We start from the raw sequence: 23908 nt of genomic DNA on the forward strand, positions 1-23908 counted from the left end.
CGACAAAGGCCCATTTGCGATGATCACTCAGGTTGCCACCCCCCAGAGCGCCGAAGACCGCGCCGAGACCGTCCGGCTGCTGACCGAGATCGAACAGCGGCTGCGCTGGCTGTCGTCGTGGATGATCCACAATGCCAACAACCTGCGCGACAAGCGCGACGGGCTCAAGGTCGGCGGGCATCAGGCGAGCTGCGCGTCGATGACCGCGATCATGGCGGCGCTCTATTTCCAAGCGTTGCGCCCGCAGGACAAGGTGGCGGTCAAGCCGCACGCAGGACCGGTGCTGCACGCGATCCATTACCTTCTCGACGAGCAGACCCGCGAGAAGATGGAGCGGTTCCGCGGGCTGGGCGGAGTGCAGAGCTATCCCTCGCGCACCAAGGACAGCATTCCGGTCGATTTCTCGACCGGCTCTGTCGGCCTCGGCGTTGCGATCACGGCATTTTCCTCGCTGGTGCAGGATTATCTGATCGCGCACGGCCAGATGCGCGAAGAGCAATCGGGGCGGATGATCGCGCTGATGGGCGATGCCGAGCTCGACGAGGGCAATATCTACGAATGCCTGATCGAGGGTTACAAGCACGACCTGCGCAACTGCTGGTGGATCGTCGATTATAATCGCCAGTCGCTCGATGCGACCACCGCCGACCGCATGTTCCGCCGCTTCGACGACATCTTCGAGACCTGCGGCTGGCGGGTGGTGACCTTGAAGCACGGCAAGCTGCAGCGCGAGGCGTTCACGCAGCCGGGCGGCAAGGCGCTGGAAGACTGGATCGAGACCTGTCCCAACGCCGATTTTGCCGCGCTCACCTATCTCGGCGGTGCGGCGTGGCGCGAGCGGCTGCTGCACGATATCGGCAAGAAGCGCGGCGTGGCCGAACTGCTCGGCGCGCATGACGATGCGTCGCTTGCACGGCTGATGACCAATCTGGGCGGCCATTGCATCGAGACGCTGCTCGAAGCGTTCGACCGGATGGACGACGACCGGCCCACCTTGCTGATCGCCTATACCGTCAAGGGCTTTGGCCTGCCGCTCGCCGGGCACAAGGACAACCATTCCGGCATGATGAACGGCACGCAGATCGAAGGGCTGCGCGACACATTGGGCATCGCTGCGGGCGAGGAATGGGGCAAATGGGCAGGGCTGGGCGACAATCTGGCCGCCACGTTGCAGGCGTTTGTCGACAAGAGCCCGATCGCGCGCAAGCAGGCCGAGTTCGCCGCGCCCGCGATCCCCTTGCCCGATCGTCTGCCGGTGCCCGAAGGTGCCGAGCAATCGACCCAGGCCGCGTTCGGCAAGGTGCTGCACGATCTGGCGAAGTCCGACGCGCCGCTCGCCGACCGGCTGGTCACCACCGCGCCCGATGTCACGCAGACCACCAACCTGGGGGCTTTCGTCAACCAGCGCGGGCTGTTCCGGCGGCAGGAGCTGGCCGATGTGTTCCAGCGGGTGAAGATTCCCAGCGCGCAGAAATGGTCGGCGCACCGCGCGGGCCAGCATATCGAGCTGGGCATTGCCGAGAACAATTTCTTCCTCGCGCTGGCGGCGCTTGGCCTGTCCGCTCAGCATTTCGGCACGCGGCTGATGCCGGTGGGCACGGTCTACGATCCGTTCATCGCGCGCGGGCTCGATGCGCTCAATTACGGCTGCTACCAGGATTCGCGCTTCCTGCTGGTCGGCACGCCATCGGGCATCACGCTGGCGGGTGAGGGCGGCGCGCACCAATCGATCAACACTCCGCTGATCGGCATGGGCCAGCCGGGGCTGGAAAGTTTCGAACCGGCATTTGCCGACGAGGTCGCATTGATGATGCGCTGGGCCTTCGACCATTTGCAGGCAGACGGCGGAAGCTCGGTCTATCTGCGGCTGACCACGCGGGTGATCGAGCAGGTCGTCCGGACCGATTCCAGCTGGGAGGACGATGCGATCGCGGGCGCCTACTGGCTGCGCGCGCCGGGCCCTGGTGCGCAGGCGGCGATCGCCTATTGCGGTGCGGTCGCACCCGAGGCGATCGCGGCGTGGGAGGCGCTGAAGGACGACATCCCGGGCCTTGGCCTGCTCGCCGTCACCTCGCCCGACCGGCTGCACCGCGACTGGTCGGCGCAACGCGCGGCGCGCTGGACGGGTAATGCGCAGACGCAGAGCCACATCGCGACTTTGCTCGGGCAGCTTGCTCCCGGCGCGGGGCTGGTCACCGTGCTCGACGGATCGCCTGCCGCACTGTCGTGGCTGGGCGGCGTGCGTGGGCACCGGGTCAGCCCCCTGGGCACCGACCGTTTCGGCCAGACCGGCGATTTGCCGGATCTGTATCGCACCTACCGGCTCGACCGCGAGGCGATCATCGATGCGATGGCAGAGCTGTTCGTCGGCGGCTGAGCCGAAGGCGGATTGGCGGCAAACCAAATCATAGATGGGGCGCCCCCCGCGTCAGACGCATTTAGCGGGTACTCATTCCTAATTTCGGGCAATAGCATCTTTTTTGGCCATGATGCGTTGCTCTCCCCGTGGGGAGCTGCTCGGGCGGCCCGGAAGGAAAGACAGACAGACATGAATGGCAAGGGTGAACTCGCTGTGTCGCGACGCGGCGTGATCGTGGGCGGGACATCCGCCGTGGCGCTGGCATCGCTGCCGGCGACGGCGCAGGAACGTGTCCCTGGCAAGCCACCTGCGGCGATGCCCGTAAAATTCGACGTCAACGGCAAGCCGGTCGAGCTTACGCTGGATACGCGCACCACCCTGCTGGATGCCCTGCGCGAACACCTCAAGCTTACCGGTACCAAGAAGGGCTGCGATCATGGCCAGTGCGGTGCCTGCACGGTCATCGTCAACGGCCAGCGGATCAATTCCTGCCTCAGCCTCGCGGTCCAGCATCAGGGCGATTCGATCAAGACGATCGAAGGCCTCGGCACGCCCGACAAGCTGCATCCGATGCAGGCGGCCTTCATCAAGCACGATGGCTATCAGTGCGGCTATTGCACACCGGGCCAGATCTGCTCGGCCGTGGCGGTGCTCGACGAGATCAAGGCGGGTGTGCCCAGCCATGTGCAGGACAATATCACCGCCAGGCCGCGGGTCAGTGCCGACGAGCTTCGCGAGCGGATGAGCGGCAACATCTGCCGCTGCGGCGCCTATTCGAACATTGCCGAGGCTATCCTCGAGACCGCTGGAGCCAAGGCATGAAGAGCTTCACCTACGAGCGCGCCAAGACTCCGGCCGAGGCTGCAGCAGCCGTCGCCAAGGTGCCCGGCGCAAAATTCCTCGCGGGCGGCACCAACCTGCTCGACCTGATGAAGCTGGAAATCGAGACGCCGACGCATCTGGTCGATGTGCAGGACACAGGCCTCGATACGATCGAGGACACGGCCGATGGCGGCCTGCGTATCGGCGCTTTGGTCACAAACACCGCGCTCGCCTCGCACAAGCGCGTGCGGCAGGACTATGGCGTGCTGTCGCGCGCGATTGTCGCGGGCGCTTCGGGCCAGCTGCGCAACAAGGCGACGACGGCGGGCAACCTGCTCCAGCGCACCCGCTGCCCCTATTTCTACGACACCAACATGGCGTGCAACAAGCGCCAGCCCGGCTCTGGCTGCGCGGCGCTCAAGGGCTTCTCGCGCCAGCTCGCCGTGATCGGCACATCCGACACATGCATCGCCACCTATCCCGGCGACATGGCGATCGCGCTGCGCGTGCTCGATGCCACGATCGCTACCGTCAAGCCCAATGGCCAGACTCGGACGATCGCGATGGCCGATTTCCACCGTCTGCCGGGCGATACGCCTCAGATCGACACCGTTCTCGAACGCGGCGAACTGATCACCCATGTCGATCTGCCCAGCCCGATCGGCGGTCAGCATTTCTACAAGAAGGTGCGCGACCGGGCGTCCTATGCCTTTGCCCTGGTGTCGGTCGCTGCGGTGATCCAGCCCGACGGCAAGACCCGGGCGGCCTTCGGCGGCATGGCGCCCAAGCCCTGGCGTGTCGAGGCGGCCGAAGCCGGTCTGCACGGGGACCGGGCAGCGGCGTTCAAGGCGATCTTTGCGGGTGCCCGGCCGACAGAAGAAAACGCGTTCAAGATACCGTTGGCCGAGCGTGCGCTCGCGTCGGTCGTCGCGCAGACAAGGAGCTGATCATCATGGAATTCACCGCTCCAGCCGAAACCAATCTGTTCGACAATGCCAAGGTGGTCGGCAAGTCGACCCCGCGCATCGATGGCCCGCTCAAGACCACCGGCACCGCGCCTTATGCCTATGAACGGCATGATGTCGTGGCCAATCAGGCCTATGGCTATATTCTGGGAGCAGCGATCGCCAAGGGACGCATCACCTCGATGGACGTATCCCAGGCGCTGGCCGCGCCGGGCGTGATCACCGTGGTGACATCGCCCGACACCGACGTTCCAGGTATCAGTTCGATGAACAATGCCCGGCTGTTCGGCGGCAGCGAGGTCACGCATTATCATCAGGCGATCGCCTGCGTGGTCGCAGAGACGTTCGAGCAGGCCCGCGCCGCCGCCGCTCTGATCCGCACTCAGTATGACCGTGAGCAGGGCCGGTTCGATTTCCCCGCTCTGGCCCCTGATGCACCGCTCGCCAAGGGTCGCGGCGGCAAGCCCGATGAGGCCCGGCTGGGCGATTTCGACAGCGCCTTTGCAGCAGCGCCGGTCACGCTCGACGCCACCTACACGACCCCCGATGAAAGCCATGCGATGATGGAGCCGCACGCCACCATCGCGGCATGGCAGGGCGATCAGCTGACGCTGTGGACATCCAACCAGATGATCGCTTGGGGCAAGAAGAGCATGGGCGAAGCTTTGGGGATCGATCCTGAAAAGATCAGGCTCGATTCGCCCTATATCGGCGGCGGATTTGGTGGAAAGCTGTTCATTCGCGCCGACGTTCTCGTGGCTGCGCTGGCGGCGCGCGCTGCCAAGCGTCCGGTCAAGGTTGCCCTGCAGCGACCGCTGATCCCCAACAACACCACGCACCGCCATGCCACCATCCAGCGCATCCGCATCGGTGCCCAGAAGGACGGCAAGATCACCGCGCTCGGCCATGAAAACTGGTCGGGCAACCTCAAGGGCGAGGACGGCGAGAATGGCACGCTGCAGACGCCCATTCTGTACGCCGGGGCAAACCGGCTGACGGCCAATTACATCGCCACGCTCGATCTGCCCGAAGGCAATGCGATGCGTGCGCCGGGCGAGGCCCCCGGGCATATGGCGCTCGAAGTCGCGATGGACGAGCTTGCCGAAAAGCTCGGCATGGACCCGATCGAGCTGCGCATCCGCAACGAGCCCGAAACGGTTCCCGGCACGCCGACCAAGCGCTTTTCCGACCGCAATCTGGTGCGCTGCCTGCGCGAAGGCGCCAAAAGCTTCGGCTGGTCGGCGCGCAAGGCCGAACCAGGCAAGGTGCGCGACGGCCAATGGCTGGTCGGCATGGGCGTGGCCGCAGGCTATCGGGCCGCACCGACGATGAAATCGGGCGCGCGCATTCGTCTGGATGGCACCGGCAGGGTGATCGTCGAGACCGACATGACCGACATCGGCACCGGCAGCTACACGATCATCGCCCAGACCGCTGCGGAGACGATGGGCGTTCCGCTCGACCGCGTGGCGGTGACCCTGGGCGATTCGCGCTTTCCGGCCTCTTCGGGATCGGGCGGCCAATGGGGCGCAGCCAGTGCAACGGCGGGCGTCTATGCCGCCTGTGTCGCGATGCGCCGGATGATCGGTGAAAAGCTGGGTTTCAATGGTGATGACGCGGTGTTTGCCGATGGCCAAATCCGCGCGGGCGACAAGGTCGTGCCGCTCGCCGACGCCGGCACGATGTCCGCCGATGGCGAGATGACCTTTGGTCAGTTCAAGCGCGACTATGACGTCGGAACCTATGCGGCGCACTTTGCCGAGGTGGCTGTCAACGCGTTTACCGGAGAAGCGCGGATTCGCCGGATGCTGGCTGTGTGCGATGCCGGGCGTATCCTCAATCCGCTGTCGGCCCGCAGCCAGGTGATTGGCGCGATGGTGATGGCAGCAGGCGCCGCGCTGATGGAGGAACTGGTGGTGGACAAGAGGTTCGGCCTCTTCATCAACCATGACCTTGCCGGATACGAAGTGCCGGTCCACGCCGACATCGGCAAGCAGGATGTCATCTTCCTCGATACGCTCGATCCGGTCATTTCGCCGATCAAGGCCAAGGGCGTCGGCGAATTGGGCATCTGCGGCCCCGGTGCGGCGATTGCCAACGCGATCTACAACGCCACCGGCGTGCGGGTGCGCGAATATCCGATCACGCTCGACAAATATTTCGAACGGCTTCCCCAGATCGCGTAAACCGGCGCGCCGGTTGTCGATGCTGGTGCACGGGGCAGGGCGGAGCACGCCTTGCCCCGTGCAAGCGACCCATGCGTCGGTGCATCGCGGCGTCGCGCATCATGCTGATGCCCGAAAGTGCGCCTGTCGGGCCGCCCCGCTGATCCTTGCCCGCCTGTTGATGCGGAACGGAGCACGCGCTCCGCTTCTGCGGCGTGGCTGGCCTGACGATCGGATGCCGAGACCAGCCGGTTTTCCCTGATCTGGCGTCTCCAGGGGATCGCAACGCCGGCTGAGGGGTAGTCGGACTATCCAACAGGGAAAACTGGTCATGAAACGCGCTCTCCTCCTTCTTGCCGGTGTGTGCACCGGAACCGCCTTTGCCCAGGGCTCGGGCGTTCCGGGGCGGTCCGCGCCTGAATTTCGCATCGAAGGCAATATCAACAAGCCGACGCAGCTTCCGGCGGATCCTGCCAAGCTGAAGCTGCCCGATGGCTATCGCGTCGATGTCGCGGCGCGCGATCTTGGCAATGCCCGCATGCTCGCGGTCGGGGCCGATGGCGCGGTGTATGTCACTCGCCGGTCCGAGGCGGATGTGCTGCTGCTGAAGGATGCCGATGGCGACGGCCGCTATGAAGTGCGCCGCGTGGTGGCCTCGCGTCCCGACATGCACGGCATCGCGATCGATGGCAGCACGGCGTATCTGATGACCGCGTCTGAAATTTTCACCGCGCCGGTGATGGCCAACGGAGATCTGGGCCCGCTCACTCAGATCGTCGGCGGGCTGCCTGCGGCGGGTCAGCATCCCAATCGCACCCTGGGCGTCGGGCCTGATGGCATGATCTACGCCTCGGTCGGCTCGACCTGCAATGCATGCGTCGAAACCAGCCCGTTCAACGCCACGATGATGCAGATCAGCAAGGACGGCAAGCAGCGCAAAATCCACGCCTCGGGGCTGCGCAACACCATCGGTTTCGACTGGAACCCGCGCGACGGACAGTTGTGGGGCATGGACCATGGCATCGACTGGCTGGGCGACGAGGCGCAGCCTGAAGAGCTCAACCGGATCGAACAGGGCAAGCGTTACGGCTGGCCGTATATCTATGCCGATGGTCGCCGCAACCCGCAGGATGTGCCGCCCAATGGGCTGACCATGGAGGACTGGGACCGGATGAGCGAGCGGATGGTCGCAGGCTATACCGCGCACGCCGCACCGATGCAGATGGCGTTCAATCGCGGCACCGGCTTTGCGCGCGACACGCAGGGCGACGCCTTTGTCGCGCTGCGCGGATCGTGGAACCGCAGTGACCCCAAGGGCTATGAGGTGGTGCGGATCCGATTTGATGCCAGCGGTCGGCCGGGTGCGATTGAGCCCTTTCTGACCGGGTTTCTCACCCGCGCGCCGGGCGGCGAGGCAGGCTGGACCGGGCGACCCACCGGGCTGGCGTTTGCGCCGGATGGGTCGATGCTGGTGTCCGACAGCGAGAATGGCGTGCTCTACCGGGTGCGCTACGAAGGCAATGATCGCCCCTCGGCAGAGCTGGCAAGGCCGGTGATGCCGATGACGCCGCCGCCTGCCGGTCCCATCGCGATGGCGCGGCCCGAGACCCAGACCTCCGGCCGGCTGACGGTATCGTCGCCGGCATTCACCGCCAATGCGCTGCTGGCGCCGCGCTTTTCGGACTATCATGAAAAGGCGTCGCCGCCGCTGGCCTGGAGCGGCGCGCCGGAAGGCACGCGCAGCTTTGCCATCCTGGTCGATGATCCCGACGCCGCCAGCGTCAAGCCGGTCGCGCACTGGGTCGCGTGGAACATTCCCGCGACCAGCACCAGCCTCCCCGAAGGACTGCCCGGGACGCCGCAGCTCGCTACGCCGAAAATGATGCGGCAGGGGGCCAACCAGGCCGGCTATACCGGCTGGTATGGGCCACGCCCGCCGATCGGCGACCGCCCGCACCGCTACCATGTCCAGGTCTTCGCGCTCGACACGCAGCTGGCGACCATTCCCGGCGCAAGTCGCGAGCAGCTGTTGCAGGACATGCGCGGTCATGTCATCGCCAAGGGGGAGATCGTTGGCCGCTATGCGCAGCCGCGCGCCCCGGCCAAGCCGTGACCAGGGTCGGTCGCGGGTCAGGATGACAGATGATTGACCAGCCCGCTGGGGGAAGCTGCAGCATCGCATTCCTGAGCACCGGCTATGGCGATGATCCTGCGCGCGCGCTGACCCGCGCCGTTCCGATCGAAGCGCCGATCGCAATCGAATACAATGGCATCGGCTATGCGGTAATGATGGGGACGCCCATCGATCTTGAGGATTTCGTCACGGGTTTCACGATCAGCGAAGGGCTCGCGCACGCGGATGAGATCACGCAGCCGCAGGTCACGCAGGTCGAGGGGGGCTGGATCGTGCGTGCGACCCTTCCTGCACGTTCGCTGCCGCGCATCGTGGAGCGGGCGCGTTCGCGCGTGTCGGAAAGCGGCTGCGGGATCTGCGGCATCGACAGCATCGCAGCCGCGCTGGCGCCGTTGCCGGAGGTTACCGCAAGAATAGCGGTTGCCCGCTCCGCCATCGCGCGCGCGTTCGCCACGCTGGGTGATCATCAGCAGCTCGGCGCTGCCACTGGCGCGACTCATGCTGCGGCATTCTGCGCGCCAGACGGAGAGATCCTGGTGGCGCGCGAGGATGTCGGTCGTCACAACGCGCTCGACAAGCTGGTGGGCGCGCTGGTGCGGGATGGCCTGTCGCCTGCGGCAGGTTTTGTCCTGCTGTCGGCCCGCTGCAGCCAGGAGCTGGTCGAAAAGACCGTGCGCGCCGGATTCCCCATGCTGTTCACGATCAGTGCGCCGACCAGCCTGGCCATCGACCGCGCGCGCGAGGCAGGGCTGACGCTGGGCGTGCTCGCGCGCAGCGATACCGTGCTCATCGCGCACGATCCGCATGGGCTGTTCGGGTAGCGCCAACGTCCATCCAGCCATGGGCGCCAGCGGGCCGCCGGGGATCGAATATCGCGGCCGCGGGTTCAGCTTTCATATGCCTGTGACCACTTTTCCCGAATGGCAGCAGCTCGCGCTTTATGCCGCGGGCGCTGCCCTGGTTCTGATCATCCTGTTCAATATCCCGTTCGTCGGACGGCTGTTTCGCGCGCTGTTCTCGTTCGCGATCCTGGCGCTGCTGCTGTTCGTGGTGGTGCAGCAAGCTCCCTATGACCCGGTGCTGTCGCGCTGGACCGACCGGCTCGGATTGAACAACCAGCAGGTCGCAGGGGACGAGGTACGGATCGCAATGGGGTCCGATGAGCATTTCTGGGCGCGGGTGACGATCAACGGGGTCGAGCAGCGGATGCTGATCGACAGCGGCGCGACGATCACCGCGCTGTCGGCCGAAACCGCCCGTCGCGCCTCGGTCGAGCCGCAGATGAGCCTGGCGCCGGTGATATTGCGCACCGCCAACGGCATGGTGCGCGCCGATACCGGCAGCGTTGCGCGGCTGGAGATGGCCGGTATCGAGGCCAAGAATCTGAAGGTCGTCATTTCGCCGGCCTTTGGCGACACCAATGTGATCGGGATGAATTTCCTCTCGCAGCTCGCCTCCTGGAGGGTCGAGGGAGACACGCTGATCCTTGTGCCGCCTGCCGCGTGATCGCTGTCTGGCGGAGCAACCACGTGCTGCTTCGACCAGTGCGCGCAGCCTTGCCATGAAGCCCGCGGTGCGGGCAATCAGCCTTCGGCAACGATCCGGACCGGCACGGCCTTGCTGGCAGGGGTCTTCGAGGCCTGGTCGTGGTGCGACAGGGCAATCAGCGGGTTGAGTTCGGGGTAATAGCCCACGATCGTGCCTGCAGGCAGATCGAACGGCACGATCTCCAGCCCGTCGATCCGGCGATGATGCTCATCCCCTGCATCGCCCACCAGCGCGATGCGCTGCCCGGTGACCAGACCTGCCGCCGCAATGTCGGCGGGGCAGATCAGCACCACGTCGCGCTTGCCCTCGATGCCGCGCAGCCGGTCGCTATAGCCATAGATGGTGGTGTTGAACTGGTCGTTCGATCGCACCGTCACCAGCCGGTAGCGGCCGACGGCATCGGGGATATCGGTCGCCGCGAGCATGCCCGGCGCGGTGAACTGCGCCTTGCCGCTTTCGGTCTTCCAGATGCGTTCGCGCGCGCTGTTGCCGCGATAGAAGCCGCCGGGTTCGAAAATCCGCTCGTTCATGTCGTGGAACTGCTCGGGATAGGTCTGCGCGATCAGGTCCCGTACCAGACCATAGTCCCCGGTCCAGGCGTCCCAGTGCACCTTCGGGTTTTCGGGCAGCGTGTGCCTGGCGATGCCGGCGACGATCGCCAGTTCGGACATCAGGTGCTCGCTGGCCGGGCTGCGGTGGCCCAGTGATGCGTGCACGTGGCTGAAGCTGTCCTCGACCGTCACTGTCTGCGGGCCGCTGGCCTGGCGATCCTCCTCGCTGCGGCCCAGGCAGGGAAGCAGAAACGCGGTTCGTCCGTTGAACAGATGGCCCCGGTTGAGCTTGGTGGCGATCTGCACGGTGAGTTGCATCTTCCCCCATTCGGGCTCGATCCGTCCCTGGTCCGGGATCGCGCGCAGGAAGTTGCCGCCCAGGCCGATAAATGCCCTGGCGCTGCCATCGAGCACCGCTTCACAGGCTTCGACCGTGGTCATGCCGGTGTCGCGCGGCGGCGCGAAGCCGAACTGTTCCGCCAGTGTGTCGAGCGGGACGAGCTCGGGCTTCTCCGAAATTCCGACGGTGCGCTGGCCCTGAACGTTCGAATGGCCGCGCACCGGGCAGATTCCGGCGCCGGGGCGGCCGATATGCCCACCCATCAGCAGCAGGTTGACCAGCATCGCGATATTCTCGAACCCGTGCACATGCTGGGTCAGGCCCATGCCATAGACCCCGATGACCCGTTTGGCCGCGACATAGACCTCGCCCGCCTGCTCGATATCGGCGCGGCTCAACCCGGATTCGCGTTCGATCGCTTCCCAGGACGTCGCCTGCACCTTTGCGGCAAAGGCATCGAACCCGGTGCAATGCTCGGCGATGAAGGCTCGGTCGATCACGGTTCCGCCGCGCGCTGCGTCCTGCGCGAACACATGCTTGCACAGGCCCATGATGGCAGCGATGTCGCCGCCTGCGCGCACCTGCAGATACTGACAGCTCAGCTGCGTATCGCCCCCAGTCAGCATCTGTCCGGCGCGCTGGGGGTTGGTGAAGCTGATCAGCCCCTTTTCGAGGATCGGGTTGAAGGTGACGATCTTGCATCCGCGCTCGACCGCCTTCTGCAGCGGATGCAGGAAGCGCGGGCTGTTGGTGCCGGTGTTCTGACCGAAGAAGAAGATCGCGTCGCAATGCTCGAAGTCATCGAGCGTGCACGTCCCCACCGGAGAGCCGATCAGCTCGCTCAGCGTCACCGAGGTGGTCTCATGGCACATGTTTGAGCTGTCGGGCAGATTGTTGTGGCCATAGAGCCGCGCGAACAGCGCATAGAGATAGGAGGTTTCCAGGCTGGCGCGGCCGGAGGCGTAAAAGACCGCAGCCTTGGGATCGATCGCCTTGAGTTCGGCGCCGATCGTCGCGAACGCCTCATCCCAGCTGCACGGCACATAATGGTCGGTGGCCGCGTCATAACGCATCGGGTGAGTGAGCCGGCCCACGCTTTCAAGGTCGTGGTCGTTCCACGCCCTGAGGTCAGTCACGCTGCGCTGCGCGAAGAAATCGGGTGTGCAGCGGTGCGTGGTCAGCTCCCACAGCGTGGCCTTGGCGCCATTTTCGCAGAATTCGAAGGCGTGCGGATGCTTGGGCTTGCCCCAAGCGCAGCTGGTGCACATGAACCCGCCGACCTTGTTCTGGGTGCGCAGCGTCGCCAGCGCGCCGGGCGAGGCCATCTCGCGGGCCATCGTCTGGACGATACCGCGCACGGACCCCCATCCGCCAGCCGACCCGTCGTATTCGATCGTATCAGGATCGGGCTGTGCGGTGCGGTCGTCTGCCATCGGTGCTCCAGGGCTGGGGTTAGCTCTAAGAAGCGATGGGACGCAGATGGGTTCCCGCCTGGCGCATTTACCCTGAGCGATCGGGTGACGCGGCCTGCGGTGCCACATGCCATGCGATCAGCCACGCAGTCCGGCCTGCACCATTGACGTGCGACGAGAGACGTGGGAGCCAAGGGGATCGGGGTCGTTGCAACCCCCCGTGATCAGGCAGATGGTGCCCAAGCGTTGCTTCTGAACTGCTCCACAAGGGGGGATGCAGTCCTAGAGGAATGGCACGTCATGCAGATAGAGACATCCAGGCCCACGTTCGCCGATCTGCTGCGCGTCTTTGTACGGATCGGCTGCCTGAGCTTCGGCGGCCCCGCCGGGCAGATCGCGCTGATGCACAGCGAGGTGGTCGAGAAGCACCGCTGGGTCGACGAAGAGCCATATCTGCACGCGCTCAATTTCTGCCACCTGCTGCCGGGGCCCGAAGCACAGCAGCTGGCGACATGGATCGGATGGCGGTTGCACGGGTTCAAGGGCGGTCTGGCGGCCGGGCTTCTGTTCGTGGTCCCAGGTGCGCTGCTGATGCTCGCGTTGTCCGCGCTCTATGCATTCGCGGCCAATGTCGACGGGTTCGCCGCCGTGTTCCTCGGCATCAAGACAGCCGTGCTCGCTGATCTCGCAACCTGGCTGCGCGATGGCAGGCTGAAGATGCCGGTGCATATGGTCCATGGCCTCGAAAGCGCCCCCGAGGCGCTCAACCTGCTGTACACCAGCGGCAACACGGGCAAGCTGCTGGTGAGACTGGATTGACCTCTCCGCCCTAGCCTGGCGGAGGAAGCTGGCCCACTCCGTGCCGTACTAACGATTCTGAGAATTACTCGCAGATCCTTATCGGCCGGCAAATGCGAGGTTTCGGCACACCCATCGGCCATTCGCAAGACCTTGATCGTCGTAAATGCGAATGATTAGCATTGACTGATCGCATGCGCTCCGATAGCCGCAAACGGCGATGGAGTCGGGTTGGGTGATGCATTGGCAATCTTGCGAGCATGAGGTGACGGTGCCCGGCGATGCCGGAAGACCGTCATGACCCGCGCATCGATCATGATCTGGGCCGCGGTTCACAAATGGACCAGCCTGGTGTGCACCCTCTTCCTGCTGATGCTGTGCGTCACCGGCCTCCCGCTGATCTTCCATGACGAGATCGATGATCTGACCGAGGAGCAGCCGGTGTTCGGCATGCCCGGGGTTGGCTCTTCGGGTACGGCGGACGGGTTGCTGTCGCTGGACGAAATGCTGGCGCGCGCGCTCGCCAATCGTCCGGGTGAAGTGCCGCTTTACATGGCGTTCGACAATGACCAGCCGTCGATGACCATTACCACCGGGCCTCGTCCGGATTCGCCGGGTGCGGACATGACCATCCAGTCGTTCGACCGCTCGACGGGACAGCTGATCGGCAAGGTCGCCGAAAGCGACGGCGGCGTGATGCACTTCCTGCTGAAGCTGCATACCGACATGTTCCTGGGCCTGCCCGGCATGCTGTTTCTGGGCGTGATGGGGATCGCCTTTGTCGCCGCGCTGGTTTCGGGTGTCGTGCTGTACGCCCCGTTCATGCGCAAGCTGGAATTCGGCACGCTGCGCAGCAGCCGCAGCGCGCGGACCAAATGGCTGGATTATCACAACCTTCTGGGAATTGTCGGGCTCGCCTGGATGCTGGTGGTCGGGCTGACCGGAGTGATCAATGCCTTCGCCGTGCCGATCGAGCAGCTGTGGAAGGCCGATGAACTCGCTGCGATGACGCGCGAATATGCCGGGCGCGAGCCGCTCGATCCTTCCCGCTACGGGTCGCTCGACAAGGCAATGGCGGCAGCCAGGGCGCGGTTGCCCAACAACAACCCCCAGTTCATCGCCTTTCCCGGGGGCACATTCAGTTCCAATCACCATTACGCGGTGTTCTTTCAGGGGGACACGCCGCTGACCGAGCGCTTGCTGACCCCGGCGCTGGTCGATGCGGAGACGGGACGCTTCACCGACGCGCGGCAGATGCCGTGGTATTATCAGGCGCTGTCGCTCTCGCGGCCACTGCACTTCGGCGATTATGGCGGACTGCCGCTCAAGCTGCTCTGGGCGGCGCTGACGCTGTTCACCGTCCATGTGCTGGGCACGGGCCTGTACATGTGGCTGGCCAAGCGCAGGGCAACGGCGCCCGCTCATGCTCGCGCCGCAACTCCCGTGGCGGAGCCGGCGGAATGAGCCGCGCCCGCCCGCTCCGCAGCATCTTCGCCTGGCCGCTCGCGATCTTTGTCGCTGGTCTGGCCGGGCTGGTCATCGCGCTGACCGGAGACGGCTGGCGCGATGCCGCCTCCTGGGCGGCGCTGAGCGCCCCGGTTGCAGCCTCCGTCTGGGCGATGCGCTCGCGCCGGACCTGAATTCTCGCAATTGCTCAATCCAAGGGAACGATTAGACCGTGAACGCCTTCGCCATCCGCCATGCCCTGCTCGTCGCCACCTCGCTTGGCGCGCTGGGTCTCGCCAGCCCGGCCCTTGCCCAGCAGCAGGAGACCGACAGGGAGACGATCATCGTCACCGCGCAGCGGCAGAACCAGTCGGGTGTCGAGCTGCAGGGCAGCGCCGGGGTCCTGGGCGACAAGGATGCGGCAGACATACCGTTCGCCATCCGCAGCTACAATGCCGCGCTGATCCTCAACCAGCAGCCGCAGACATTGGGGCAGGTGCTGGAGAACGACCCCACCATCCGCACCACCACCGGTTTCGGCATTGCCGGCGAACTGTTCGTCATCCGCGGCTTTGCGCTGGCGGGCGACGATATCGGCATGGACGGGCTGTACGGCATCGCCCCGCGCCAGCTTGTCGCGCCGGAACTGTATGAATCGGTGCAGGTGCTCAACGGCGCCAGCGCGTTCCTCAACGGTGCCGCGCCGGGGGGCACCGGCATTGGCGGCAGCGTCAACCTGATCCCCAAGCGCGCGACGGCGGACCCCATCACGCGCGCCACCATCGGCTATACCGGGCCCGAGCATGTCGGCGGAAGCTTCGACGTCGGACGCCGGCTGGGCGGTAATGGCGAATGGGGCATCCGCATCAACGGCACCGCGCGCGCCGGGGATGCCTCGATCGACGACGAATTCCGCAGCACCTATGTTCTGGGCGCGGCGATCGACTATAACTCTGGGCCGTTTCGCGCGACGCTCGATCTTGCCTATCAGCGGGTCAAGGTGTCGCATTTCCGCCCCAAGCTGCGGGTCAACACGCTGACCGAAATCCCGGACGCGCCCGATGCCGGGACCAACTATGGCCAGCCCTGGCAATACACCACGTTGCGCGACATTTTCGGCCAGCTGCGCATGGAATATGACATCGCCAAGGACGTCATGGTCTATGCCGCTGTCGGAGCGCGCGACGGATCGGAAGAGGGCGTCTACAGCACCCCGACGCTGGTCAACCTGAACGGCGATATCACCGTCAGCAGCTCGTTCATCCCGCGCACCGACAACAACGAGGCCGCGACCATCGGCGCGCGGGCGAAGCTGAGCGGCGGTGGCATCACCCATGAGTTCAACCTCGGCGGCTCGATGAACTGGCTGGTCAACCGCAATGCCTTCCGGTTCTTCGACGTCTCGGCCCAGCGCACCAATCTCTACGCGCCGGTCGAAGTGGTCCCTTCGACTCGGGTGACCTTTGTCGGCGGCAATCTGGACGATCCGTTCCCGATCTCGCGCACGCGGCTGGCCAGCGTCTTTTTCTCGGACACCATCGGCCTTTGGGACGACCGCATTCTGGTGACCGCCGGTCTGCGGCTGCAGACGATCAACGCCAAATCCTATTCCAACGCCACCGGCGCACTCGTCAGCGAATATGACGAGGACAAGGTGACTCCGGTCTTCGGGCTGGTGATCAAGCCCACCGAAACCCTGTCGCTCTATGCCAACCGCATCGAGGGACTGGTGCAGGGTGCCACGGCGCCCCAGACCGGGGCCAACCCTTCGGGCGGTGCGGCGCTGCCGGTCACCAACGCGGGGCAGATCCTGCCGCCTTTCGTGTCCGAACAATATGAGGTCGGCGGCAAGCTGAAGATGGGGGCGGTCGACCTGTCGCTGGCGCTGTTCCAGATCGACCGTGAAAGCTCGATCCTGCGGCTTGATGCGGACAATGCGGGCGCGCTCGAGTTCGGCCCGTTCGGTATTCAGCGCCATCGCGGCATCGAATTCACCGTGGCGGGAGAGCTGACCCGGGGACTGCGGCTGATCGGTGGCGGATCGGTGATCGACGCCAAGCTCCGCCGGACGCAGAACGGCGCCAGCGATGGCGCGCAGGCGGTCGGCGTGCCCGAATACACGCTCAATGCCAATGTCGAATGGGACGTGCCGTTCATCCCTGCGCTGACCCTGACGGGGCGCGTGGTCCATACCGGCGAACAGGCGGCGAATATCGGCAACACGCTGTTTTTGCAGGACTGGACCAGGGTCGATCTGGGTGCGCGCTATGTCGCTGTGGTGGGCGGCAAGCCGCTGACCTTCCGCGTCAACATCGATAACATCGCCGATGCGGATTACTGGGCTTCGGCCTTCGACAGCTTCCGCCCGGACCTGCAGCTGGGCGCGCCGCGCACGTTCAAGGCGTCGGTGACCTACGATTTCTAGTCCCTGGCCGGATGAAAGGCGGTCGATCTCGGGCAGGGCGGGATTGGCTGGCTGGCCTGCGTCATCATGACCGCACGAAGCCGAGGATCGCGGTCAGCACCTGGTCGGGCGCTTCGAGTTCGGGCGTGTGGCCCAGGTCGTCGAAGGTGACCGTGCGCACGCCGTCGTAAAGCCGCGCCAGTGAATGTGCGTTGCCCGCCGTGTGCGAGCGATCGGCCGCACCCCAGATCGACAGGATCGGTTGCTGCGGCCTGGGCAGCTCATCGCGGCGGTCCAGATAGATCTGGTAGGCACTCGCCAGCGACCACATTGCGCCATGGGTGAAGGACCGCTCGGCACAGGCGCAGAAATGCGGGATCTGCTCCTTGCGACCGACCGAGAGGCGATACCATTGCGGCATGCGCCGGGGCGCCATGTGCGCCATGGCAAGCTGTCCCAGGAGGGGCTTGGCGAGAAGGCCCCTGGGATCACGCCCGGCCTTCCAGACGGCAAAAGCCTCGGTTCCGCCTGCCTGCAGGAGGGTCAGATGCGAGGCGAGTTCGGGCATGCGCCCGGCGATGTCGAGCGCGGCCAGGCCTGCAGCGCAGGAGAAGGCGAAGATGCTGCGCTCGCCGGCCACGTTGCGCAGAAAGGCGGCGAGGTCGTCATGGGTCTCGCGGAACCCGAAGGCGTAATCGGAGGTGGCGGCGGAGAAGCCCATGGCGGGCAATTCCACCACGATGACCCGGAAGTGCGCGCCGAAGGCTTCGACCAGCGGGCCGTAGACCTCGATCGTCATCGGCGGGTCGCAGGTGAAGACGATCGTCTGCCCGCTGCCTGCCTCGAGGTAGCGATATTGCACCTTTGCTGTGCGGTGGAACTGCACCTGCGGGGTGGCTGTGGCGGGCCAGCCGGTGCGGAGGCGCGCCATTCTGGCCGCCGCGCCCCAGGTGTCGATCCGCGCGCCCAGGCGGGTGAGCAGCCCGGTCATGAAGGCGCTCGCGGCAGGTCCGCGATAGCGGCAGACAGCCAGAACCCGGCTGTTCGTATGCTGCGCGATCGGCGTGTGTGTGTGGTCATCCCGGGCTCCATCCAGCGATGGCCAAGGGTTAGGCGATTGTCTTGCGCCAAGCATCTTGCGATATGGCAAATCAGTTTTCCGTTTTCGAAAAGGAACAGGGACGTGCCGCTCGATCCGCAGGACCTTGGCGATCTTATCGCGATCCGCGACGCAGGCACGCTCAGCGCGGCAGCCAAGGCGCGCGGAGTGGCGGTCTCGACCGTGTCGCGGCGGATCGAGACGCTGGAGGCGGCGCTCGGGCTGCAACTCGTCGACCGGCGGACTGATGGCGTGCGGCTGACCGGTGCCGGCAGCGCCATCGCCGAGGCGGCCGCACCGATCGGCGAGCAGATGCGCCGGGTCGAGCGGGTGGCCGAAAGCCTGAGGCAGGGCATCAAGACCGTGCCGGTGCGCATCTCGGCGACCGAATTCGTGATCTCCGACGTTCTTGCTCCGGCACTCGGCCAGCTGTGGGCGATGGGCGCGGACTTTCCGGTCCATCTCCAGTCACAGGCAGATGTGGTCAGCCTCGCCGGGCGCGATGCCGACCTTGCGATCCGCATGGTCCGGCCCGAAGGCGCGAGCCTCTATGCGCGCAGGCTCGCCGATATCCGGCTCGGGCTGTTTGCCTCGGCCGATTATCTTGCGGGCCGCGTGCCAGCGGCAATCGACCTCAATGGCGAGCGGCTGCTGATCTATGACAACAGCTATGGCCGCCTGCCCGAACTCGACTGGGTCACGCGCCATGGGCTTTCGGATGCCGTGGCCATGCGCACCGGCAGCACGCGCGGTTTGCTGGCGGCTGCGCTGGCGGGCGCGGGCATTGCCCTTCTGCCGGTTCCGTTCGCGCTGCGTACCGGCACGCTGATCGAGGTGCCGCCGCCAACGGCCCTGCCGAGCCGCCAACCATGGCTGATCGTCCATCGCGACCTGCGCGGGCGACCCGCAATCCGCCTGGTGCAGAAATGGGTGGTGCAGGCCTTCGCCAGCCTGCCGGGCTCGACCCGAGCACCGCAGATCTGATTTGATGTCCGGCGCGCTGGCATGCCGATCTTCATCGGCGCTGGCGTCCGGAGCGGCCTAGCTCGCCAGGATCTCGCGGATCTTGCGTGCCAGCATGTCCAGATGGAACGGCTTGGTCATTATCGACATCCCCTGGTCGAGATGGCCGTGACCGATCGTCGAATTCTCGGCATAGCCGGTGATGAACAGCACCTTGAGGTCGGGACGGACCATCCGCGCGGCATCCGCCACCTGACGACCGTTCAGGCCGCCGGGCAGGCCGACATCGGTGATCAGCAGATCGATGCGGGCATCGGAGTGGAGGATGCTCAAGCCTGACGGCCCATCGGACGCCTCGATGGCGCGATAGCCGTTTTCGGTGAGGACTTCGCCCACCAGCATCCGCACCGTCGGCTCGTCATCGACCACCAGCACGACCTCGCCGTTGCTCGATGCGGGATCTTCGTGCTGGGTGGCGACAGCCGGTTCGGGTGCCTGCGCCCCCGTGTGCCGGGGCAGGTACAGGCACATTGTCGTGCCTTGGCCGACTTCCGAATAGATCCGCACCTGGCCGCCCGACTGGCGGGTGAAGCCATAGATCATCGACAGACCCAGCCCTGTTCCCTGGCCAAGCGGCTTGGTGGTAAAGAACGGATCGAACGCCTGCGCGATGACATCGGGGGCCATTCCGGTTCCGGTATCGGTGACGCACAGCGAGACATACTGGCCCGGCTGCAGCGCCTGTTCCGCCGCCGAGCGATCGTCGAACCATTTGTTGGCTGTCTCGATCGTCAGATGACCGCCTTCGGGCATGGCATCGCGGGCATTGATGCACAGGTTGAGCAATGCATTTTCCAGCTGATGGGCATCGACGAACGTTGTCCACAGGCTGCTCGCGCCCACGATTTCGAGCTGCACCTGGGGCCCGATCGTCCGGCGCACCAGCTCTTCCATTCCCGACACCAGGCGGTTGACGTTGACGGGGCGGGGGTCGAGCGTCTGGCGGCGTGAAAAGGCGAGCAGGCGGTGGGTCAGCGATGCCGCGCGCTTCACCGCGCCCTGGGCCGCGGTGCAATAGCGCTGGAGCGCGTCGAGCTTGCCCTGGCTGAGCCGGGTCTCGATCATTTCGAGACTTCCGCCGATCGCCGCGAGCAGGTTGTTGAAGTCATGCGCCAGACCGCCGGTAAGCTGACCCACGGCTTCCATCTTCTGCGCCTGCCGCAGCGCGTCTTCGGTCTTGACCAGCTGGCCGGTCCGCTCCTCGACCCGCGCTTCCAGCGTGGCGTTGAGATAGCGCAGTTCGCCCTCGGCACGCGCGCGTTCGATATGCGCCCAGGATCGATCGGTGACCTCGCGGATCAGCGCGAGCTCTTCGCTGGTCCACTGGCGCGGGGCTGTGTCGTGGATCGCCATCAGCGCGATCAGCCGCCCCTCCTTGATGAGCGGCATGCAGATCGTCGACTGGATGCCGATGTCCTGAAAGGTAGCGGCTTCATCCGGCGCGAGTTCCACCGGAATGTCATGCAGGATCAGCGGCCTGCCGGCCCGCAGCTCGGTCACCGCCTGCTTGCCGAACAATGCGAGACTGTAGTGGCCGACGATGGTCTGCGAACCGGGCGCGGCCCATTCGCCGCGAATGGTAAAGCCATCCTGGTCGTCGTCGACATCAGCATAGGCGCAGCTCGAAACGGTCATATGTTCGCCCACCATCCGGGTGGTGATGGCCATGACCGCATCGGCATCGCCTGCCGTCGTCGTGGCGCGTCCCACCGAATCCAGAAAGGTGAGCCGCGCGTTGGCGAGCCGCAACGCCAGCTCTGCGCGGCGGCGCTCGACGGCAGTACGGGTGCGGTCGGCGATTTCGCGCAGGAAATCGATTTCGTCCTCGCGCCAGATGCGCGCCCGCCCGTGGTTGAGGTAGAAGATCGCAACCATCTCGCCCTGCTCGGAGACTGGCATGTTGACCACCGCCTGCGCGCTGATCGCTTTCAGCGCGGCTGCCGTGTCGCGGGTCCTGGGATCAGTGTCCGCATCTTGGAACACCACCGTCTCGCCGCGCACCAGATCTTCGATATAGCTGCCATATTCGCGAAAGCGCAGGGTGCCAGCCAGGCTTTCGACACCCGGCGCGTTCCAGTCGCGCTCGATCGTGATCGTTTCGGCCACCGGATCGACGGTGCCATAGCCTGCGCGATCGACATCCAGCGTTTCGCCCAGAATGCGCCCCGCGGTGAACGAGATGTCGGCGGCGTTGTCGAGATCGCGAAACGCATCGGATAGCGCGACCAGCCCCTTGCGCATGCGCTCGGCGCGGACGCGTTCGGTGATGTCCAGCGAAATCCCGGTGATCTTGTAAGGTGTGCCATCGGTCAGGTGGCTTGCACGCCCCCGCATGGTGACGAACCGGACATCGGCATCCGGCAGCACCACCCGAAAATCGATGTCGCAATCCGTGCGCTGCGAAATGCTCGAATCAAGCTCTTGCCGCACTCGGTCCCGGTCGTCGGGATGGATCGCCGCGAGAAGATCGGCATAGGTGAACGGTCGATCGACGGTCCACCCGAAGTTCAGGCGACATGTCGCAGATGCGGTCAGCTGTTGATCGGGAAGCGTCAGGCTCCAGGCGCCAAAGCGCGCGGCCTCCAGCGTGAAGCGCAGCTCGTCCTCGCTGGCCTGCTGCTCGCGCAGCCGTCCTGCCAGTTCCGCAATCAGGGCGGCATTGCTGTTTTCGAGATCCTCGAGCCGTTCGCGTTCCAGCGTCACGTCGAGCTGGCTGGCGAAGAAATAAGCCAGTTCGCCGGTGGCATCATGGACAGGCGCGAGCAGCAGGCGGTTCCAGAAGGTCTCGCCATCCTTGCGGTAGTTGAGGAGATCGATCTCGATCGCGTGAACGTCCTGCAAGGCAGCGCGGACCTTGGCAACGGACTCGCGGTCGGTGCGCGGGCCCTGCAGAAACCGGCAGTTGTGGCCCACGATTTCCGCGCGTTCATAGCCCGACAGGCGGCAGAAGGCGTCGTTGACGAAGACGATGGGGTTATCGGGCTGACGCGGATCGGTGATGACCATCGGCATCCGTGTCGCGCGCACCGCCGCGACAAAGGGATCGGTGCCCCTGTCGCGACCGCCGATTTCCGCGCCGATGCGCATCGCATCCCGGCGCGCCTGCTCGATGTCGGAAATCTTGGGAGTCTTCATCACTGACTTTCATAGATTGCTGCGCTCGGAGGAGACGGGAAACCCTCCCAATCGGCCATTCTCACCGTTACCGAATTGACTGTTCTCGTCCGTCCCGATCACCATCTGGCCTTGGCGGTGCCTTTCGGACGCACCGTTTCGGATAGGCCTTTACTGCCCGCCTAAAGGGCCCAAACCGATCGTCCATTCTTTTGAAAACGCACGAAATATTACGTCTTCGAGCGTTGTCCGAACGCCTTTGGAGCAAACTCTACAAGGGGCAATGGGTTCCGTGCGATGCGCCCGAGCGCCGCCGAATGCAGAAAAAGGGGCTTTATCCTTCAACGGGCTGGCGCAGGACCTGCAACGCGGATGGTGCAATGGCAATGAGGCCCATCGCCTCGAACTGCCGCAACCACCCTTCCATCGGCCAGAAACCCCAGCGGTCGCGAAAGAGCTGCGCGTTGCGCACAATATCGCCAAAATGCTGCAATGGTGGATCGGGGCTGGGATGATACTGGTGGAAAGCGCCGGGGCCGCCCATGAACAGAAGCGGCAGCTGGGCCGCAGTGGCACGAAAACCGAAATCGGTGTCTTCGCCGCCATAGCCCAGATACGCTTCGTCAAAGCCGCCCAGTGCCTCGAACCGCGTGCGGCGGATGCCGAACGCCAGCGACCAGAACAACCCCGGATTGGGCTCGGCGCGCAGGCCTTCTGGGGGGAAGTCGCGCACGGGATGCGGCTTGCCCCGCGCTGCCAGATCCGCCTCGTCCCAGCGCGCGCGCGCATCATCGGGGCCAAGATAGAGGATTTCGGCGCAGATCAGCGCATCGGTCTGCTCCAGGGCCTTGTCCATGGTTCCGACCAGCGCGCGCATCGGAATGCAATCGACATCGAGAAACAGCAGGTTGTCGCTGCTGGCGTGGCGGGCAGCCAGATTGCGCGCCTCGGCCAACGGCAGGTGCTCGGTCGCCAGCCTCAGGACGTGGACGGGAAAGTCGGTATCGGACAGCGCGATCGGGCGATCGCTGGCCATGTCGATCATGATGAGCTCTGCCGGCGGGCAGATGCTGCGGCGCAGCCCTTCGACCAGTTGCGCCAGATGCCCGGCGCGGTTGCGCACGATCGTGAGGACCGAGATCATGCGCCCATCCGCCAGAGATCGAGCCGATATTCGGGCTGGCGGTCGGCCTGCACGAGCACGATGCGCTCGGCGAGCATCGCGTGCAGCTTCTGCACGGCGCCGTCGCCGGATTGCGGATAGTCGGTTTCCCCCGTCCAGTGCACCAGCAGCAGTTCGCCTCCGGTGATCACAGCGCTGGCTATCCAGTCGGCGGCGCGCTGCAGATCGGTATCGTCCCAATAATAGGCCACTTCGGAGAGCAGCAGCAGATCGAACGCGCTGTCTGCAGGGGTCTGCCGGGGGAACTCGATCCGCTCGAAGGTGACCTGAGGCAGGCGGCTGCAGCGTGCGCGCGCCAGATCCAGTGCGGTTTGGCTGACATCGATTGCCAGCAGCCGCTCGCAATACGGCGCCAGCTGTGCGGTCAGCACGCCGTTGGCGCAGCCGATCTCCAGCGCGCGGTCGAAACGGCGATCGCCCAGTGCCGCCAGCGTTTGCGCATATTTCGCCTGCTCATAGGCTCGGGTCTCGAAGCCCCAGGGGTCGGGCGTGTCACGGAACATCTGTTCGAAATAGTCCGCATCAAGGCTGGTCTGGTGCCGCAT

The 23908-nt window shown here is 65.3% G+C and carries 17 protein-coding genes; 12 read left to right on the forward strand and 5 right to left on the reverse strand.

Going from position 1 to position 23908, the window contains the following annotated elements:
• The first annotated feature begins 19 nt into the window (after window positions 1–19).
• The 7 genes from LI72_RS10165 (at window position 20) to LI72_RS10195 (ending at window position 9951) form a co-directional block, all read left to right on the forward strand.
• Window positions 20–2377 carry a transketolase gene (locus LI72_RS10165; protein WP_033925757.1) on the forward strand — a complete coding sequence of 786 codons (2358 nt, stop codon included), beginning with the start codon at window positions 20–22 and terminating at the stop codon, window positions 2375–2377.
• 171 nt (window positions 2378–2548) lie between these two features.
• Window positions 2549–3181 carry an aldehyde dehydrogenase iron-sulfur subunit PaoA gene (gene paoA, locus LI72_RS10170; protein WP_033925758.1) on the forward strand — a complete coding sequence of 211 codons (633 nt, stop codon included), beginning with the start codon at window positions 2549–2551 and terminating at the stop codon, window positions 3179–3181.
• Complete coding sequence (locus LI72_RS10175; RefSeq protein WP_033925759.1) at window positions 3178–4128, forward strand: FAD binding domain-containing protein; 951 nt, start codon at window positions 3178–3180, stop codon at window positions 4126–4128. Before paoA ends, LI72_RS10175 begins: the two co-directional genes overlap by 4 nt.
• A 5-nt stretch (window positions 4129–4133) precedes the next feature.
• Window positions 4134–6332, forward strand: coding sequence for an aldehyde oxidoreductase molybdenum-binding subunit PaoC (gene paoC / locus LI72_RS10180; protein ID WP_033925760.1), 2199 nt, complete (start codon window positions 4134–4136; stop codon window positions 6330–6332).
• A 310-nt stretch (window positions 6333–6642) separates the two neighbouring features.
• Window positions 6643–8424 carry a YbhB/YbcL family Raf kinase inhibitor-like protein gene (locus LI72_RS10185; RefSeq protein WP_033925761.1) on the forward strand — a complete coding sequence of 594 codons (1782 nt, stop codon included), beginning with the start codon at window positions 6643–6645 and terminating at the stop codon, window positions 8422–8424.
• A gap of 29 nt (window positions 8425–8453) precedes the next feature.
• Entirely contained in the window at window positions 8454–9266 is an 813-nt protein-coding gene (gene fdhD, locus LI72_RS10190; protein ID WP_052129711.1) for a formate dehydrogenase accessory sulfurtransferase FdhD, read from the forward strand.
• 76 nt (window positions 9267–9342) lie between these two features.
• Entirely contained in the window at window positions 9343–9951 is a 609-nt protein-coding gene (locus LI72_RS10195; RefSeq protein ID WP_033926270.1) for a retropepsin-like aspartic protease family protein, read from the forward strand.
• Window positions 9952–10028: 77 nt separating this feature from the next.
• Here the strand turns inward: LI72_RS10195 and LI72_RS10200 are convergent, their stop codons facing one another.
• Window positions 10029–12317: an FdhF/YdeP family oxidoreductase gene (locus LI72_RS10200; protein WP_033925762.1), complete on the reverse strand. Its 2289-nt coding sequence runs from the start codon at window positions 12315–12317 to the stop codon at window positions 10029–10031.
• Between the two features lie 279 nt (window positions 12318–12596).
• On the opposite strand from LI72_RS10200, the gene LI72_RS10205 reads away from it, so the two are divergent.
• The 4 genes from LI72_RS10205 (at window position 12597) to LI72_RS10220 (ending at window position 16965) form a co-directional block, all read left to right on the forward strand.
• The gene (locus LI72_RS10205) at window positions 12597–13115 is read left to right on the forward strand and encodes a chromate transporter (protein WP_033925763.1); all 519 of its coding nucleotides are present in this window, start codon (window positions 12597–12599) and stop codon (window positions 13113–13115) included.
• Between the two features lie 276 nt (window positions 13116–13391).
• The gene (locus tag LI72_RS10210) at window positions 13392–14558 is read left to right on the forward strand and encodes a PepSY-associated TM helix domain-containing protein (protein WP_033925764.1); all 1167 of its coding nucleotides are present in this window, start codon (window positions 13392–13394) and stop codon (window positions 14556–14558) included.
• Window positions 14555–14734, forward strand: a complete 180-nt coding sequence (locus LI72_RS10215; protein WP_033925765.1) for a hypothetical protein — start codon at window positions 14555–14557, stop codon at window positions 14732–14734. The genes LI72_RS10210 and LI72_RS10215 overlap by 4 nt, the downstream gene beginning before the upstream one ends.
• Window positions 14735–14772: 38 nt before the next feature.
• Complete coding sequence (locus LI72_RS10220) at window positions 14773–16965, forward strand: TonB-dependent receptor (RefSeq protein WP_231562422.1); 2193 nt, start codon at window positions 14773–14775, stop codon at window positions 16963–16965.
• A gap of 64 nt (window positions 16966–17029) precedes the next feature.
• Here the strand turns inward: LI72_RS10220 and LI72_RS10225 are convergent, their stop codons facing one another.
• Window positions 17030–17935, reverse strand: coding sequence for an alpha/beta fold hydrolase (locus tag LI72_RS10225; protein ID WP_033925766.1), 906 nt, complete (start codon window positions 17933–17935; stop codon window positions 17030–17032).
• 192 nt (window positions 17936–18127) lie between these two features.
• On the opposite strand from LI72_RS10225, the gene LI72_RS10230 reads away from it, so the two are divergent.
• Window positions 18128–19027, forward strand: a complete 900-nt coding sequence (locus LI72_RS10230; protein WP_052129712.1) for a LysR family transcriptional regulator — start codon at window positions 18128–18130, stop codon at window positions 19025–19027.
• Window positions 19028–19084: 57 nt separating this feature from the next.
• On the opposite strand, the gene LI72_RS19625 is transcribed toward LI72_RS10230, so the two are convergent.
• The 3 genes from LI72_RS19625 to LI72_RS10250 all read right to left on the reverse strand — a co-directional run bounded on the left by LI72_RS19625 (window position 19085) and on the right by LI72_RS10250 (window position 23908).
• Window positions 19085–22201 carry a GAF domain-containing protein gene (locus LI72_RS19625; RefSeq protein WP_081984836.1) on the reverse strand — a complete coding sequence of 1039 codons (3117 nt, stop codon included), beginning with the start codon at window positions 22199–22201 and terminating at the stop codon, window positions 19085–19087.
• A gap of 313 nt (window positions 22202–22514) precedes the next feature.
• Entirely contained in the window at window positions 22515–23324 is an 810-nt protein-coding gene (locus LI72_RS10245; RefSeq protein ID WP_197051871.1) for a glycosyltransferase family 2 protein, read from the reverse strand.
• On the reverse strand, window positions 23321–23908 hold the full coding sequence (locus LI72_RS10250) for a class I SAM-dependent DNA methyltransferase (protein WP_033925767.1): 588 nt from the start codon (window positions 23906–23908) through the stop codon (window positions 23321–23323). Before LI72_RS10250 ends, LI72_RS10245 begins: the two co-directional genes overlap by 4 nt.

Source organism: Sphingomonas sp. 35-24ZXX (assembly GCF_000786215.1).
GTDB lineage: Bacteria > Pseudomonadota > Alphaproteobacteria > Sphingomonadales > Sphingomonadaceae > Blastomonas.